Below are 13,800 nucleotides of genomic sequence, written 5' to 3' on the forward strand. Positions count from 1 at the left end.
ACCATGAACGAGCCCGACGCGGACGGCCGGAAGCTGTCCGCCGCCTTCGAGCGCACGATGGACGGCATCGGCGCCGACCTCGGCCCGCTGGTCGCCGCGAGCGCCCGCCAGGGCCGCTCGATCCGGCGCCGCCGCCGACTGACCGTGGCCGGCGCCGTGACGGCGGTGGCCGCGCTCGCCGTCGGCGGCGCGGTCGCGCTGCGGACCGGCGACGGAACGGGGAGCGGCGGTCAGGCCACGGCCGCGGCCGCCGCCTCGGCCACCGGTTCCCCGGCCGCCTCCTCGACCACACCGGTTTCCGGCCGGCGGTACCCGCGGCCGGTGGAGCCCACCGACGACAGCCCGGAGCAGCCCCGGCAGGGCACCGGCCCCAACGCCGGGAAGGTCGCCATGACCGGCCACGCCGCACTGGCCGCGCTGGCCAAGGCCCTGCCTTCGGACGGGCGGACCTCCAACTACTCCGGCTACTCCCAGCTGACCAGGACCGGCAGCAGTGACCCCGGACACGTGATGACCGTTGCCGACCTGCTCTACGACGACGGCTCCGGCCCGGCCAACGTCCGGCTCTGGTTCCAGGGCGGCTTCGGCGCCAACCTCAAGCCCGACTCCCACCCCAGCGCCGACGACCTGTTCAGCTGCGCGAAGAAGAACGCCCGCGGCCAGTTCCGCTCCTGCTCCGACAGCGTGCTCCCGGACGGCACCCGGCTGGTGCTCACCGAATGGACCACCCGCGACGCCCTCGAACGCGAGGTCGACCTGCTGCGGCCGGACCAGGCCAGGGTGACGGTCAACACCATCAACACGGCGGAGGTCGCCGGACAGGCCAAGGTCCAGGTCGTCCGGGACGGGCTGCCACTCAGCCTCGACCAGCTGAAGGCCGCCGCGATGTCCGCCGACCTGCAGGAGTGGATCACCCCGGCGCAGGCGCAGCAGGCGGGCCAGGCGATCCGGCCGTTCCACGACGGCAGCCCGGAGCACAACCAGCCGACCGGCGCCGCGACGACCAAGCCCGGCTCCACCGGGTGAGGCCCGGCCGGGTACGGTGGCCGCTGTGCTGACGGGCAGAGGGGGCCGACGATGATCGTGGTGGACGCGTCCGCGTTGGTGCTGGCGCTCGCCGACCAGGGGCCGCGCGGGGACCGCGCCCGGGCCGAACTCGCCGCCGACGGCGACTGGTGGGCACCCGAGCACATCGTGATCGAGGTGATGCAGTCCCTGCGCGGCCTCTACCTCGCCAAGGAGCTGACCGCCGAGCGGGTCGCCGAACTCGCCGGCGAACTGGCCGCGGTGACCGTCCGCAAGGTCGAGGTGGCGCCGCTGCTCGGCCGGATCTGGGAACTCAAGGACAACCTCACCCCGGACGACGCCGCGTACGTCGCCGTCGCCGAGCGGTACGGCGCGCCGCTGGTCACCGCCGACCTGCGGCTGATGCGGGCCAGCGGGCCGCGCTGCGAGATCCGGGGAATCACCCGCGAGGCCTAGCCGGTGCGTGTCCTCGGAGTGTCCCCGGGGGCCCGGCACCGTTAGCAGGGTGACCGTCGCCCTGCCCGTGGAAGGCCCGACCCGATGCCCGCTCCGCTCGCCGCCGCCCTGCTGCCGCTGGCCCTGATCGCCCCCGCCGCCTCGCCGATCTCCGTGATGGAGACGGCCTTCGACCCGGCGACCGCCTTCGTCCGGCCGACCGCGATCAGCTACGCCGAGGACCTGGTGCCGTACGGCTCGCACGCCCGGATCGTCACCGACCGCTCGGCGCCCGGGCGGACGGTGCTCACCCTGACGGTGGCCGGACTCGCCCCCGACCACGAGTTCCCGGTGCACCTGCACACCGGCGACTGCGGGGCCGACCCGGCCTCCTCCGGGCCGCACTACCAGGACGTGGTCGACCCGGTGCAGCCGTCCACCGACCCGGCGTACGCCAACGACCGCAACGAACTGCGGCTGGTGCTGCGCACCGACGGGCAGGGCGGGGGCAGCGCGACGGCCGCGGTGGACTGGCAGCCGCGGCCGGGCGAGGCCCGCTCGCTGGTGCTGCACGCGGGCACCCCGGCCGGTCCGCACGCGGCGGGCGACCGGGTGGCGTGCGTCAGGCTGGCGCGCTGACCTGCCCGCCCGGGCTCTTCAGGAGCCCAGGGTGGCGACCAGGACCGCCTTGATGGTGTGCAGGCGGTTCTCGGCCTGGTCGAAGACGATGGAGTGCGCCGACTCGAACAGCTCGTCGGTGCACTCCAGCTCGGTCATGCCGGTCGCCTCGTACATCTGCCGCCCGATCACGGTGCCGAGGTCGTGGAAGGCGGGCAGGCAGTGCAGGAACTTCACGTTCGGGTTGCCGGTGGCCCGGACGGTGTCCATGGACACCTGGTACGGCTTGAGCAGCTCGATCCGCTCGGCCCAGACCTCCTTGGGCTCGCCCATCGAGACCCAGACGTCGGTGTAGAGGAAGTCGGCGCCGGCCACGCCCTCGGCGACGTCCTCGGTCAGGGTGACCATCGCGCCGGTCTGCTCGGCCAGCGCCTGCGCCGCCTTCCGCACCTCCTCGGCCGGCCAGAGGGCGCGCGGGGCGACGATCCGGACGTCCATGCCGAGCAGGGCGCCGGTGACCAGCAGCGAGTTGCCCATGTTGGAGCGGGCGTCGCCGAGGTAGGCGAGGGCGACCTCGGTGAGCGGCTTGGTGGTGTGCTCGGTGACGGTGAGCACGTCGGCCAGCATCTGGGTGGGGTGCCACTCGTCGGTCAGGCCGTTCCAGACCGGGACGCCGGCGTGCCGGGCCAGCTCCTCGACGATCTCCTGGCCGTGGCCGCGGTACTCGATGCCGTCGAACATCCGGCCGAGCACCCGGGCGGTGTCCTTGACGGACTCCTTGTGGCCGATCTGCGAGCCGGACGGGTCCAGGTAGGTGGTGGTGGCGCCCTGGTCGTGCGCGGCGACCTCGAAGGCGCAGCGGGTGCGGGTGGAGGTCTTCTCGAAGATCAGCGCGATGTTCTTCCCGCGCAGCCGGGGCTGCTCGGTGCCCGCATACTTGGCCGCCTTGAGCCCGGCCGCGAGGTCCACCAGGAAGCGGAACTCCTGGGGCGTGAAGTCGAGCTCCTTGAGGAAGTGCCTGTTCCGGAGGTTGAAGGCCATACCGGGCTCCTGGGGTGACGGAACTACGGGGAAGGCGGCAAGTGTATACGACGGTTGGAATTTCTATACGGAAGGGCAATGAAGGAGGGGAGCCCCGGGCGGGACTCCCCTCCGTCGCCCTACCGCCAGAGGCGCGGGCGCCTACCGCTAGAGGCGCGGGTCCACCGGCTCGGACTCCAGTGCCAGCACCGCGAACACCGGCTCGTGCACCCGCCACAGCGGCTCCCCGGCCGCCAGCCGGTCCAGCGCCTCCAGACCCAGCGCGTACTCGCGCAGCGCCAGCGAGCGCTTGTGGCCCAGCGAGCGCATCCGCAGCCGGTCCAGGTGCTCGGTGTAGTCCGGGCCGTAGATGATCCGCAGGTACTCCCGGCCGCGCACCTTCACCCCCGGCTGCACCAGACCGCCCGGGCGGCCCTCGCCGCGCGCCGTCCGCACCACCGAGGCCAGCGGCTTGACCACCATGCCCTCGCCGCCCGCCGCCGTCAGGTCCTCCCACCAGGCGGTGGCGGCGGCCATCGAGGCCTCGTCCTCGGTGTCCACCAGCATCCGGCCGGTGCGGTGCAGCACGGGCTCCTCCTCGTCACCGGCGGCGCCCCGTTCGGCGGCGGCCCGCTCGTCGGCCTCCACCAGGCGGTCGATCCAGGCCAGGTGCTCGTCGTGCGGACGCGCCGCCAGGTTCGCCCCCTCGGCGGCCAGCAGCTGGAACGGCGCGAGCCGGATGCCCGACAGGCCCTCGGTCGGCCAGCAGTAGCGCCGGTACGCCTCGGTGAAGGCCCGGGCGTCGGCGGCGCGGCGGCGCTGGCGGGAGGTCAGCTCCCCCAGCTCCAGCCCACGCGCGGCCGCCTGCTCCAGGGCCGACAGCACCTCGGGCAGCGCGGCGCCGGCCGCCGCGCCGACCGCGGCGTACTGGCGGCGCAACAGCTCCACCGCCTTCAGCGACCAGGGCATCAGCTCGGCGTCCAGCAGCAGCCAGTCGGTGCCCAACTCCTCGAACAGCCCGGCCCGTTCGGCCGCCGAGCGGACCCGGCCCAGCACGGCGGCGGTCAGCTCCTCGTCGTCCAGGAAGGCCCGGCCGGTCCGGGTCCAGATCGCGCCCGGGCCGGCCACCCCGAAGCGCCGCTCCAGCGCGGTGCCGTCCCGGGCGACCAGCAGCACCGCGCGCGAGCCCATGTGCTTCTCCTCGCAGACCAGGTGCCGGACGCCGTCCTCGCGGTAGGCGAAGAAGGCCTCCTCCGGGTGCTCCAGGTAGCCCTCGCGGCGGGAGGTCGGGCTCGGCGCCATGGTCGGCGGCAGGTAGGCGAGCAGCCGCGGGTCCAGCGCGAAGCGGCTCATCACCTCCAGCGCGGCCGTCGCGTTCTCCTCCCGGACGGCCACCCGCCCGTGCAGGCCGGTCTCCACGATCCGGCGCCCGGCCACGTCGGCGAGGTCCAGCGGACGGCCCTCGCGGGCACCCGGCGCGTCGGTGAGCAGCGGGCGCACCGGGGCGTACCACTCCTGCTCGGCCTCGACGCCCACCAGCTCGCGCTCCGGGTAGCGCAGCGCGGTCAGGCTGCCGCCGAAGACGCAGCCGGTGTCCAGGCAGATGGTGTTGTTGAGGAAGGTCGCGCTCGGCACCGGGGTGTGGCCGTAGACCACCAGCGCGCGGCCCCGGTACTCCTCCGCCCACGGGTAGCGCACCGGCAGGCCGTACTCGTCGGTCTCGCCGGTGGTCTCCCCGTACAGCGCGTGCGAGCGCACCCGGCCGGAGGCGCGGCCGTGGTACTTCTCCGGCAGACCGGCGTGGCAGACCACCAGGGCACCGCCGTCCAGCAGGTAGTGGCTCACCAGACCGCGCATGAAGGTGCGCACCTCGGCCCTGAACTCCTCGGACTCCCCGGCCAGTTGGTCCAACGACTCCTGAAGTCCGTGCGAGACGGTGACCTTCTTGCCGTCCATCGCGCGGCCGAGCTTGTTCTCGTGGTTGCCGGGCACGCAGAGCGCGTGGCCGGCCGCCACCATGCCCATCACCAGGCGCAGTACGCCCGGGGTGTCCGGGCCGCGGTCGACCAGGTCACCGACGAACACGGCGGTGCGGCCCGCCGGGTGGGCCGCGTCCACCGGACGGCCCTCGGCGTCCCGGGTGAGGGTGTAGCCGAGGCGGACCAGCAGGGTCTCCAGCTCGGCCCGGCAGCCGTGGATGTCGCCGACGATGTCGAACGGACCGGTGAGGTGGCGCAGGTCGTTGTAGCGCTTCTCCAGCTCGATCTCGGCGGCCGCGACCTCCGCCTCCCCGCGCAGGATGTGCACCTTGCGGAAGCCCTCGCGCTCAAGGCCCCTGAGCGACCTGCGCAGTTCGCGGTGCTGACGCGGCACCACGTGCGCGGGCAGCTGGCGGTCCGGGCGGGAACGGTTGCGCTCGGCGCACACACCGGGCGGGACGTCCAGCACGATCGCGATCGGCAGCACGTCGTGCTCGCGGGCGAGCGCCACCAGCTGGCGGCGGGCCTCCGGCTGGACGTTGGTGGCGTCCACGACGGTCAGGCGGCCGGCGGCGAGGCGCTTGCCGACGATGTAGTGCAGGAGGTCGAAGGCCTCGGCGGAGGCGGACTGGTCGTTCTCGTCGTCGGCGACCAGGCCGCGGCAGAAGTCGGAGGAGATCACCTGGGTGGGCAGGAAGTGGCGGCGGGCGAAGGTGGACTTGCCCGCACCGCTGGTGCCGACCAGGACGACGAGGGAGACGTCGGTGACGGGGAGGCGGCGAGGGGTGGTGGTGCTCTCCGGCGTCTGGTCGTCGATTGCGTCGGTCTCGGTCGCGTCGGTCTCGGTCGCGTCGGTCTCGGTCGCGCTGTTCTCGGTCGCGCTGTTCTCGGTCGCGTCGGTCTCGGTCGCGTCGTCGGTCATCGGGTCTCGCCTCCTTCGGGCGTCGTGGTGGGGTCAGTTTCCGTCGCGGCGCTCTCGGCGCGGAACAGGGCCAGCTGGGTCGGCGGGCCGACCTCCGGGTCCTCGGGGCCGACCGGGCGCAGCTCCACCGTGTAGCCGTACGCCGCCGCGACCTTCCCGGCCCAGGCCTCGAACTCTTCGCGGGACCACTCGAAGCGGTGGTCGGCGTGCCGGACACGGCCCGCCGGGAGGCTCTCCCAGCGGACGTTGTACTCCACGTTGGGCGTGGTGACGACGACGGCCCTCGGGCGGGCGGCGCCGAACACCGCGTACTCCAGGGCAGGCAGCCGCGGCAGGTCCAGGTGCTCGATCACCTCGCACAGCACGGCCGCGTCGTAGCCCTTCAGCCGGGCGTCGGTGTACGTCAGCGCGCCCTGCGCCAGCGTCACCCGCGCCGCCTGCCGCTCGGGCAGGCGCGCCAGGCGCAGCTTGCGGTTCGCCGCCTGCAGCGCCCGCGCGGACACATCCACGCCGAGGATCTCGGTGAACCGGGCGTCCTTCATCAGCTCGCCGATCAGCTCGCCCTGGCCGCAGCCGAGGTCGGCGACCCGGGCCGCGCCGCTGTCGCGCAGGGCGGCGAGGATCGCGGTGCGGCGCTGCTCGGCGAGGGAGGGCTGCCGGGGTGCGGTGCTCTCGGTGCTCTCGGTGCTCTCACTGGTCCCGGTGGTCCCGCTGCTGTCGGTGGTGCCGGTGCTGAGGGTGGTCCCGGTGTCCTCGTCGTCCGGCCGGTCGTCGACCGCGTTGTCGATCTCCTCGACCTCGCGGTCGTCCGCCTCGGCCAGCCGGGCCAGCTCCAGGCGCTCCATCGCGGCCCGGGTCAGCGACCAGCGCCGGGACAGGTAGCGCCGGGCGATCAGGGCACGCTCGGGGTGGGCGGCCAGCCAGCCCTCACCGGCGGCGAGCAGCTTGTCCACCTCGTCCGGGGCGACCCAGTAGTGCTTGGCGCCGTCCAGCACCGGCAGCAGCACGTACAGCTGCTGGAGCGCGTCGGCGAGCCGGACCGCGTCCGAGGCCAGCGCGAACCGCACGTAGCGGGACTCGCCCCACTCCGGGAAGTCCCCGTCCAGCGGGATCGCCGACGCCTCGACCCGCCAGCCCAGCGGCTCGAACAGCCGGGCCACCATCGCCGGGCCGCCGCCCTCGCCCGCGCCGTTCGCGGGCACCGCGGGCAGCTCGATCCGCAGCGGGCGGACCCGCCCCGGCAGCTCCGGGCGGAGCTGGCAGTCGCCCTTCATCGCGGAGCGGAACACCGTCCGCAGCGCCACCGCGAGCAGCGAGGACGCGGCGTACGGGCGGTCGTTGACGTACTGGGAGAGGGCGAAGTCGGGCGAGCCGCCCCGGCCCTTGCCGTTGCCCCGGCCCTTGCGGACCAGGGCGATCGGGTCGATGTCCAGCAGCAGCGCCGCCGTGCAGACCTCGTCCCCCGCCTCGGGGTAGAAGACGTGGGCCTCGCCGTGCGACGTCGTGAACCGCTGGACCTTGCCGGGATGCTTGTGCAGCAGGAACCCGAGATCCGTAGCCGGGCTCTCGGCGCTGCCGGTAGTGGAAATCGACATGAACACCCGGCCGAGTATTGCCCAGCGGACGGCCTCCGAGCATCGGGTTTTCCGGCCCGGCACCCCACTGGCCTGCGGGTCCGACCGGCGTGTCCGGACGCTGGGCGTGTTCGGCAGCGGGGCCCGGCATTGGTTAACGTGCACGGTGTGACTGCTGAATCCACCTCGCTCGAATCCACCTCCCCGGCGACCGGCGCCGTGGCCACCGGTCTGGCCACCATCGCCGCCGACGGCACCGTCCTCGACACCTGGTACCCCGCCCCCGCGCTGGCCGCCGAGCCCGGCCCGGCCGGCACCGTGCGCCTGACCGCCGAGCAGGCCGAGGCCGAGCTCGGCGCCGGCGCCGCCGACGCCCTGCGCGCCGACGCCCGCCGCGGCGTCGAGGTGGTCGCCGTGCGCACCACCATCGCCTCGCTGGACGAGAAGCCGCTGGACACCCACGACGTGTACCTGCGCCTGCACCTGCTCAGCCACCGCCTGGTCCAGCCGCACGGCCAGAACCTGGACGGCATCTTCGGCCTGCTCGCCAACGTCGCGTGGACCAGCATCGGCCCCGTCCCGGTGGACAAGGTCGAGCAGGCCCGCCTCGCCGTCCGCACCCAGGGCGGCCAGCTGGCCGTGTACGGGATCGACAAGTTCCCGCGGATGACCGACTACGTCGCCCCGACCGGCGTGCGCATCGCCCACGCCGACCGCGTCCGGCTCGGCGCCCACCTGGCGGTCGGCACCACCGTGATGCACGAGGGCTTCGTCAACTTCAACGCCGGCACCCTCGGCACCTCGATGGTCGAGGGCCGGATCAGCGCGGGCGTCGTGGTCGGCGACCACAGCGACATCGGCGGCGGCGCCTCGATCATGGGCACCCTGTCCGGCGGCGGCAAGCAGGTCGTCTCGGTCGGCGAGCGCTGCCTGCTCGGCGCCAACGCGGGCATCGGCATCTCGCTGGGCAGCGACTGCGTGGTCGAGGCCGGCCTGTACGTCACCGCCGGCACCCGGGTCACCACCCCGGACGGCACGGTCGCCAAGGCCGTCGAGCTGTCCGGCCAGGACAACCTGCTGTTCCGCCGCAACTCGCAGACCGGCGCGGTCGAGGTCATCGCCCGCTCCGGCTCCTGGGGCGGACTGAACGCGGACCTGCACGCCCACAACTGACCTGCGGGCAGCGGTGGTTGGCGGACCATAGGTCCGCACGGCCTTCGGGGGTCCGGCGCCGGGCGCGCCGGGCCCTTCCGCGTGCCGCGGTCGTCCGGAGCCCCGTCCGGCTGGCCGTCAGCGGTGCATCAGTGACTCCGCAGTCCGCAGGATGACGAGCTGCCGGGTCGCCCTGGTCATCGCGACGTAGCGGTCGACCGCCCCCTCGACGCCCTCGCCGAACGCCTCCGGGTCGACCAGGACGACCAGGTCGAACTCCAGCCCCTTGGCCAGCTCCGGGGTGAGCGAGCGGACCCGCGCCCGCTCCTCGAAGCCCGGGGCGCCGATGACGCAGGCGATGCCTTCGTCGTGCTCGGCGAGCCAGGCGTCCAGGACGTCAGCCAGCTCCGCCGCCGACCCGTGCCGGACCGGAATGCCGCTGCTGCGCACCGAGGTCGGCACGTTGGCGTCCGGGAGCGCCGCCCGGATGGCCGGCTCGGCCTCCGCCATCACCTCCTCCGGCGTGCGGTAGTTGATGCCCAGCGAGGCCATGGTGATGCGGTCGAGCCCGACCCGGTCGAGGCGCTCCCGCCACGACTCGGTGAAGCCGTGCCGGGCCTGGGCGCGGTCCCCGACGATGGTGAAGCTCCGGGACGGGCAGCGCAGCAGCAGCATCTGCCACTGCGCGTCGGTCAGCTCCTGGGCCTCGTCCACCACGATGTGGGCGAACGGGCCGGCCAGCGGGTCCCCGTCGGTGCCGGGCAGCGCGCCCTCGTCGATCAGGGTGTCCTGGAGGTCCCGGCCGCGCAGCATCGTCACCACGCCCTCACCGTCGTCGTCGGCCTGGAGCAGGTCGCCGATCACGTCCGCCATTCGCTCGCGCTCGGCGGCCACCGAGGCCCGGTGGCGGTTGCGGCGCAGCGTGGCCTCGCGGTCCCCGAGCCGCTGGCGGGCCGCGTCCAGCAGCGGCAGGTCGGAGACCGTCCAGGCCTGCGGGGCGTGCTTGCGCTGGAGCGCGCGGACCTCCTCGGGGGCCAGATGGGGCGCGCACATCCGCAGGTAGGCGGGCACCGACCAGAGGTCGCCGACCAGGTCGGCCGCTTCGAGCAGCGGCCAGGCGCGGTTGAGCGTCTCCACCAGTTCCCGGTCCTGCCGCAGCGAGCGCCGGAACAGCTCGGGCGAGACCTCCTCCTCGTCCTGCTCCAGCTTGTCCAGCAGGATCGCGGCCAGCTCGTCCCAGATCTGCTCGCGCGCCTCGTTGTGCGGGGTGCCCGGGTCCGGGGCGCTGAAGGCCTCGGACCAGTCCTCGGCGCTCAGCCACAGGTCCGCCCAGTGGGTGGTGACCACCATGCCCTCGGTCGGCGGCTCCTCGTAGAAGCGGACGGCCTTCTCGATCGCCCGCACCAGGTCGGCCGAGGACTTCAGCCGCGCGACCTCCGGGTCGACCTCCTCCGCAGCGGCCGCCCCCTCGGGCAACAGATCCCGCAGGGTGCAGGTGCGCACGCCCTCCTCGCCGAGGCTGGGCAGGACGTCGGCGACGTAGTTCAGGTACGGCTGGTGCGGGCCGACGAACAGCACGCCGCCGCGCCGGTGGCCGAGGCGGGGATCGGAGTACAGCAGGTAGGCGGAGCGGTGCAGGGCGACCACGGTCTTGCCGGTGCCGGGGCCGCCGTCGACCACCAGGGCGCCGCGTGAGCCGGCCCGGATGATCGCGTCCTGGTCGGACTGGATGGTGGCGAGCACGTCCCGCATCCGGGCCGACCGGTTGCCGCCCAGGCTGGCGATGAAGGCGGACTGGTCGTCCAGCGCGGCGTGCCCCTCCAGGCCGTCGGCGGTGAACACCTCGTCCCAGTAGTCGGTGATCCGGCCGAGGGTCCAGCGGTACCGGCGGCGGCTCACCAGGCCCATCGGGTCGCCGTGGGTCGCCGCGAAGAACGGCTCGGCTGCGGGCGAGCGCCAGTCGACCAGCAACCGGCGGCCCTCGCTGTCGGTGAGCCCCAGCCGGCCGACGTACAGCGGCTCGGCGTCCTCCGCGGTCACGATGCGCCCGAGGCACAGGTCCAGGCCGTAGCGGCGCAGGGCGCGCAGCCGGCCGCTCAGCCGGTGGACCTCGATGTCCCGGTCCATCGCCGCCTGCCCGGCGCCACCCGGCGCCCGGCGCGCCGCGTCGAGCTGCTCGGAGAGTTCGGCGATCGCCTGCTCCAGGCTCTCCGCGATGGCCGCGAAGTGCCGCTCGTCCGCCGCCACGAGCGCGGGGTCGGCCTTGGCGGACAGGCGCTCGGGGAGGTCGAAAGCACTGGTGGTCAGGTGGTTCATGGCATCAGCTCCGATCTGAGGCCTGTGATTGTGCGCCACCACGGGGGCCTTGCCGCAAGGCCCCCCATGCGCTATACGTTGAGAGTGGCAAGGGGTGGGTTCTCCCCCTTTCCGTCTCCTTCGGCCCCAGGCCTGGACCTCCGCACCCCCGCCCTCTCGCGCGCCTTACTTCTGCAGCAGATCCCCAGCCCTCTTACAGGCTGTTCTGCTCGGTGCCGACATGGCGGCACCGAGCAGCAAGAGATAAGCAGCACTTCCGATTGTTCTCGTGCCCCACCACCGTAAGGCGGGATGCGTCCAACGATCCGGCGAACCAAGGCAGATGACGCACGGAGCAGGAAGTCGGCCGGGCCGACTTCCTGCTCCGGCGCCGGGGCGGCGCATCAGGCGTGATGGTCGAATTCGCCGGCCTTGATGCCGTGGAGAAGGGCAGAGAAGGTGGCGGGGGTGGTGCGGAGGATGAGGTGGCCCTCGTCGGACTCGCGGAGTTCAACTGCCCCGTTGGTCGTACGCACCTCCACGCAATTCTCGGTCGATCCACTGAAGGTGGACTTCTGCCACTCGATTCCGGTCACAATGAGCCCTTCATAGGTTTCGTGCGATCTTGCGAATCAAGTCGCGGGAGTCGCTTTCATGCAGCGCGAGCGCTTCAGTCTGTTCGAAGATGGCTCGATAGCTGGCTAGTTCGCTGGTTGCATCAAGGTGTTCGGAGTCACGCGAGGACTCTCGCTCAACCGTATCGAGCTCCGGGATGGCGCCGAACGCGTAGGTGAGGTTCTCGACGGCGCCAGGGAAAGTCTCGATGTCGAACGGCACGACTCGAATGGACATCCAGGGCAGCTCGGAGTCTTCAAGCAGGGAGCCGAGTTGTTCCTTGAGGATCTGGGTTCCTCCGAACCGAGTCCACAGTACTGATTCGTAGATGAAGGCCGTCAACGGTTTCGGATTGCGGCGCAGGTCGGTCTTGCGTTGCATTCTGAAAGCGGTCCGCGCCTCCACCTCATGCCGAGGGAGTGGAGGGAAAACCCGCCCGAAGACAGCCGAGGCGTAGTTGATGGTCTGACACGGGCCGGGCATGTGGGTGAGGACCCACAGCATGAGTTCGCGGGAGGTCTTCTCCAGCTCAGCATTCTCAAGGAAGCCGTCCGGCACGGTGCCGCGATGGTCCTCCCACCAGCCCTTGGAGCGGTCCTGGACCATGGACTCAAGCGCACCGATCAGGGGCTCGTTCATGCACTTGCAGGCGGCGGCGAATGAGCGGAGCCGCTCCGGGCTCACGCCGACCTTGGCGGCCTCTATCTGACTGACCTGAGTCCTGTCGATGCCGAGGTCTCTGCTGAGGGCGCCGGTCGACAGCCCGGCGCCCTCGCGCATCTTCCGAAGCTCGGTCCCGATCCGGCGTTGACGGAGCGTCGGGTTGAGTCGCGGCGGCATTGGTTCCTTCCTTGCCGATGTGGCCCAAGTCTGCCGCGCTGCCGGGCGTGGGGTCCACTTGAGGGTGAACCTATCCAGCTTTGGAATCACATGTGACGTGGCTGCGCTATGGTCGTTCTCACAGCGATCCGACGGATCGTCAGTAATGCACGCTGTCCGCACCGCAGAGCAGTCATGCCCGTCGGCCTGGCCTGGCTCACGGCGACGTGTCCGCCGGTTCTCCACCCCACCTCACGCCGGGAGATTTCCCATGCGTCAGTGCAACACGCCCTCCCTCACCCTCGCCCGGCAGTCCCTCCAGGACGCCATGGCCCGCCTCGGCTGGCCGCCCTCGGGCACCTTCGACGCCGAACTCGCCCTCGGCGAGCTGATCGTGAACGCCTGGAACCACGCGAACACCCCCGCGCCGGTCGTCCAGATCCTCGCCATCACCCAGCACACCCTCCGGGTGGGCGTCTCCGACGAGAGCCCGGTGCTGCCCGAGATGCAGTCCCTCGACCTCCTCGCCGAGTCCGGCCGGGGCCTCCAACTCGTCGCGGCCCTCACCAACCGCTGGGGCGTCGACCCCCAGAAACGCGGCAAGACCATCTGGTTCGAGTGCGAGCTGGGCGGTGCCCAGTGAAGCGCCGCTTCCCCATGAAGCCGACCGATCCCCGGATCCGCGCCTATACCGACGACCACATCCGCACCCTCCTCGCCGAACTCCAGGAGCGTGGAAAGAAGTTCGGCCTCATCTGGCCCTCCGCCGACCTCGACCACACCCTCGACGGTCGCGTCCTGGTCCGCTTCAACACGGCGCCGGCCTCGACGCTGTTGAACCTCCTCGTCCTGCTCCTCGACGCCGACCGCGAGCACCCGTGCGATTCCTGATCGGGGCGGCCTTCGCCGTCCTCCTCGCCCTCGCGATCGCCACGGTCGCCCTGGGCGTCATCACCGCCCTCAGGGCGACCCCGCCCGACGAGGACGCCTGAGCGCGAACAGCTGAAGAGGGCCGTCACCGCCCCCGGCGATCACGGCCCCCTGGTCCCCGCTGTTCTGCCCGCCCTGCTCAGGCCCTTCTCCTCAGCTCTTCTTCTCGAACCCCGCCAGCAGTCCGCGCGGGTCGAAGGCCACCCGGATCCGGGCGATCTTCCCGTTCTCCACGTGCATCCAGTTCGCCGTCGGCGCCGGGGGGGCCCCCCCCCGGGGGGGGGGGGGGCGGGGCCGGGGGGGGGGGGGGGGGGGCGCCCGGGGGGGGGGGCGGGGGGGGGGGGGGGGGGGGGGGGCCCCCCGGGCCCCCCGCGGGCCGGGGCCCCCCCCCGGGGGGGGGGGGGGCCCGCCGTTC

12 protein-coding genes are annotated in these 13,800 nt (G+C 72.8%); 6 read left to right on the forward strand and 6 right to left on the reverse strand.

What is annotated here, in order from left to right; genetic code table 11:
* Positions 1–3: 3 nt before the first annotated feature.
* The 3 genes from ACIG5E_RS26480 to ACIG5E_RS26490 all read left to right on the forward strand — a co-directional run bounded on the left by ACIG5E_RS26480 (position 4) and on the right by ACIG5E_RS26490 (position 2,100).
* Entirely contained in the window at positions 4–1,026 is a 1,023-nt protein-coding gene (locus tag ACIG5E_RS26480) for a hypothetical protein (RefSeq protein ID WP_396537347.1), read from the forward strand.
* Between the two features lie 51 nt (positions 1,027–1,077).
* On the forward strand, positions 1,078–1,482 hold the full coding sequence (locus ACIG5E_RS26485) for a type II toxin-antitoxin system VapC family toxin (RefSeq protein WP_396537349.1): 405 nt from the start codon (positions 1,078–1,080) through the stop codon (positions 1,480–1,482).
* An 84-nt stretch (positions 1,483–1,566) separates the two neighbouring features.
* On the forward strand, positions 1,567–2,100 hold the full coding sequence (locus ACIG5E_RS26490) for a superoxide dismutase family protein (RefSeq protein ID WP_396537351.1): 534 nt from the start codon (positions 1,567–1,569) through the stop codon (positions 2,098–2,100).
* Between the two features lie 18 nt (positions 2,101–2,118).
* Here ACIG5E_RS26490 and argF read toward each other — a convergent pair whose 3' ends face one another.
* From argF to ACIG5E_RS26505, 3 genes are all read right to left on the reverse strand, one after another.
* A complete protein-coding gene (gene argF / locus ACIG5E_RS26495; RefSeq protein ID WP_396537353.1) occupies positions 2,119–3,120 on the reverse strand; it encodes an ornithine carbamoyltransferase in 1,002 nt (333 codons plus the stop codon).
* 147 nt (positions 3,121–3,267) lie between these two features.
* On the reverse strand, positions 3,268–6,000 hold the full coding sequence (locus ACIG5E_RS26500; protein ID WP_396537355.1) for a polynucleotide kinase-phosphatase: 2,733 nt from the start codon (positions 5,998–6,000) through the stop codon (positions 3,268–3,270).
* Entirely contained in the window at positions 5,997–7,601 is a 1,605-nt protein-coding gene (locus tag ACIG5E_RS26505) for a 3' terminal RNA ribose 2'-O-methyltransferase Hen1 (RefSeq protein WP_396537357.1), read from the reverse strand. Before ACIG5E_RS26505 ends, ACIG5E_RS26500 begins: the two co-directional genes overlap by 4 nt.
* Before the next feature lie 141 nt (positions 7,602–7,742).
* Here ACIG5E_RS26505 and dapD point away from each other — a divergent pair, with 141 nt between their 5' ends.
* Positions 7,743–8,747, forward strand: coding sequence for a 2,3,4,5-tetrahydropyridine-2,6-dicarboxylate N-succinyltransferase (dapD, locus tag ACIG5E_RS26510; protein WP_396537359.1), 1,005 nt, complete (start codon positions 7,743–7,745; stop codon positions 8,745–8,747).
* A 117-nt stretch (positions 8,748–8,864) separates the two neighbouring features.
* Here the strand turns inward: dapD and helR are convergent, their stop codons facing one another.
* From helR to ACIG5E_RS26525, 3 genes are all read right to left on the reverse strand, one after another.
* Entirely contained in the window at positions 8,865–11,042 is a 2,178-nt protein-coding gene (gene helR, locus ACIG5E_RS26515) for an RNA polymerase recycling motor ATPase HelR (RefSeq protein WP_396537361.1), read from the reverse strand.
* 383 nt (positions 11,043–11,425) lie between these two features.
* Positions 11,426–11,617: a DUF397 domain-containing protein gene (locus ACIG5E_RS26520; RefSeq protein ID WP_270146946.1), complete on the reverse strand. Its 192-nt coding sequence runs from the start codon at positions 11,615–11,617 to the stop codon at positions 11,426–11,428.
* A gap of 10 nt (positions 11,618–11,627) precedes the next feature.
* The gene (locus tag ACIG5E_RS26525) at positions 11,628–12,476 is read right to left on the reverse strand and encodes a helix-turn-helix domain-containing protein (RefSeq protein ID WP_396537363.1); all 849 of its coding nucleotides are present in this window, start codon (positions 12,474–12,476) and stop codon (positions 11,628–11,630) included.
* Between the two features lie 250 nt (positions 12,477–12,726).
* Between ACIG5E_RS26525 and ACIG5E_RS26530 the strand changes: the two genes are divergently transcribed.
* Both ACIG5E_RS26530 and ACIG5E_RS26535 read left to right on the forward strand, forming a co-directional pair.
* Entirely contained in the window at positions 12,727–13,098 is a 372-nt protein-coding gene (locus ACIG5E_RS26530; protein ID WP_396537365.1) for an ATP-binding protein, read from the forward strand.
* Between the two features lie 14 nt (positions 13,099–13,112).
* Positions 13,113–13,346, forward strand: coding sequence for a hypothetical protein (locus tag ACIG5E_RS26535; RefSeq protein WP_396536834.1), 234 nt, complete (start codon positions 13,113–13,115; stop codon positions 13,344–13,346).
* The last annotated feature ends 454 nt before the right edge of the window (positions 13,347–13,800 follow it).

It is taken from the genome of Kitasatospora sp. NPDC053057, assembly GCF_044546945.1.
Classification (GTDB): Bacteria; Actinomycetota; Actinomycetes; order Streptomycetales; family Streptomycetaceae; genus Kitasatospora.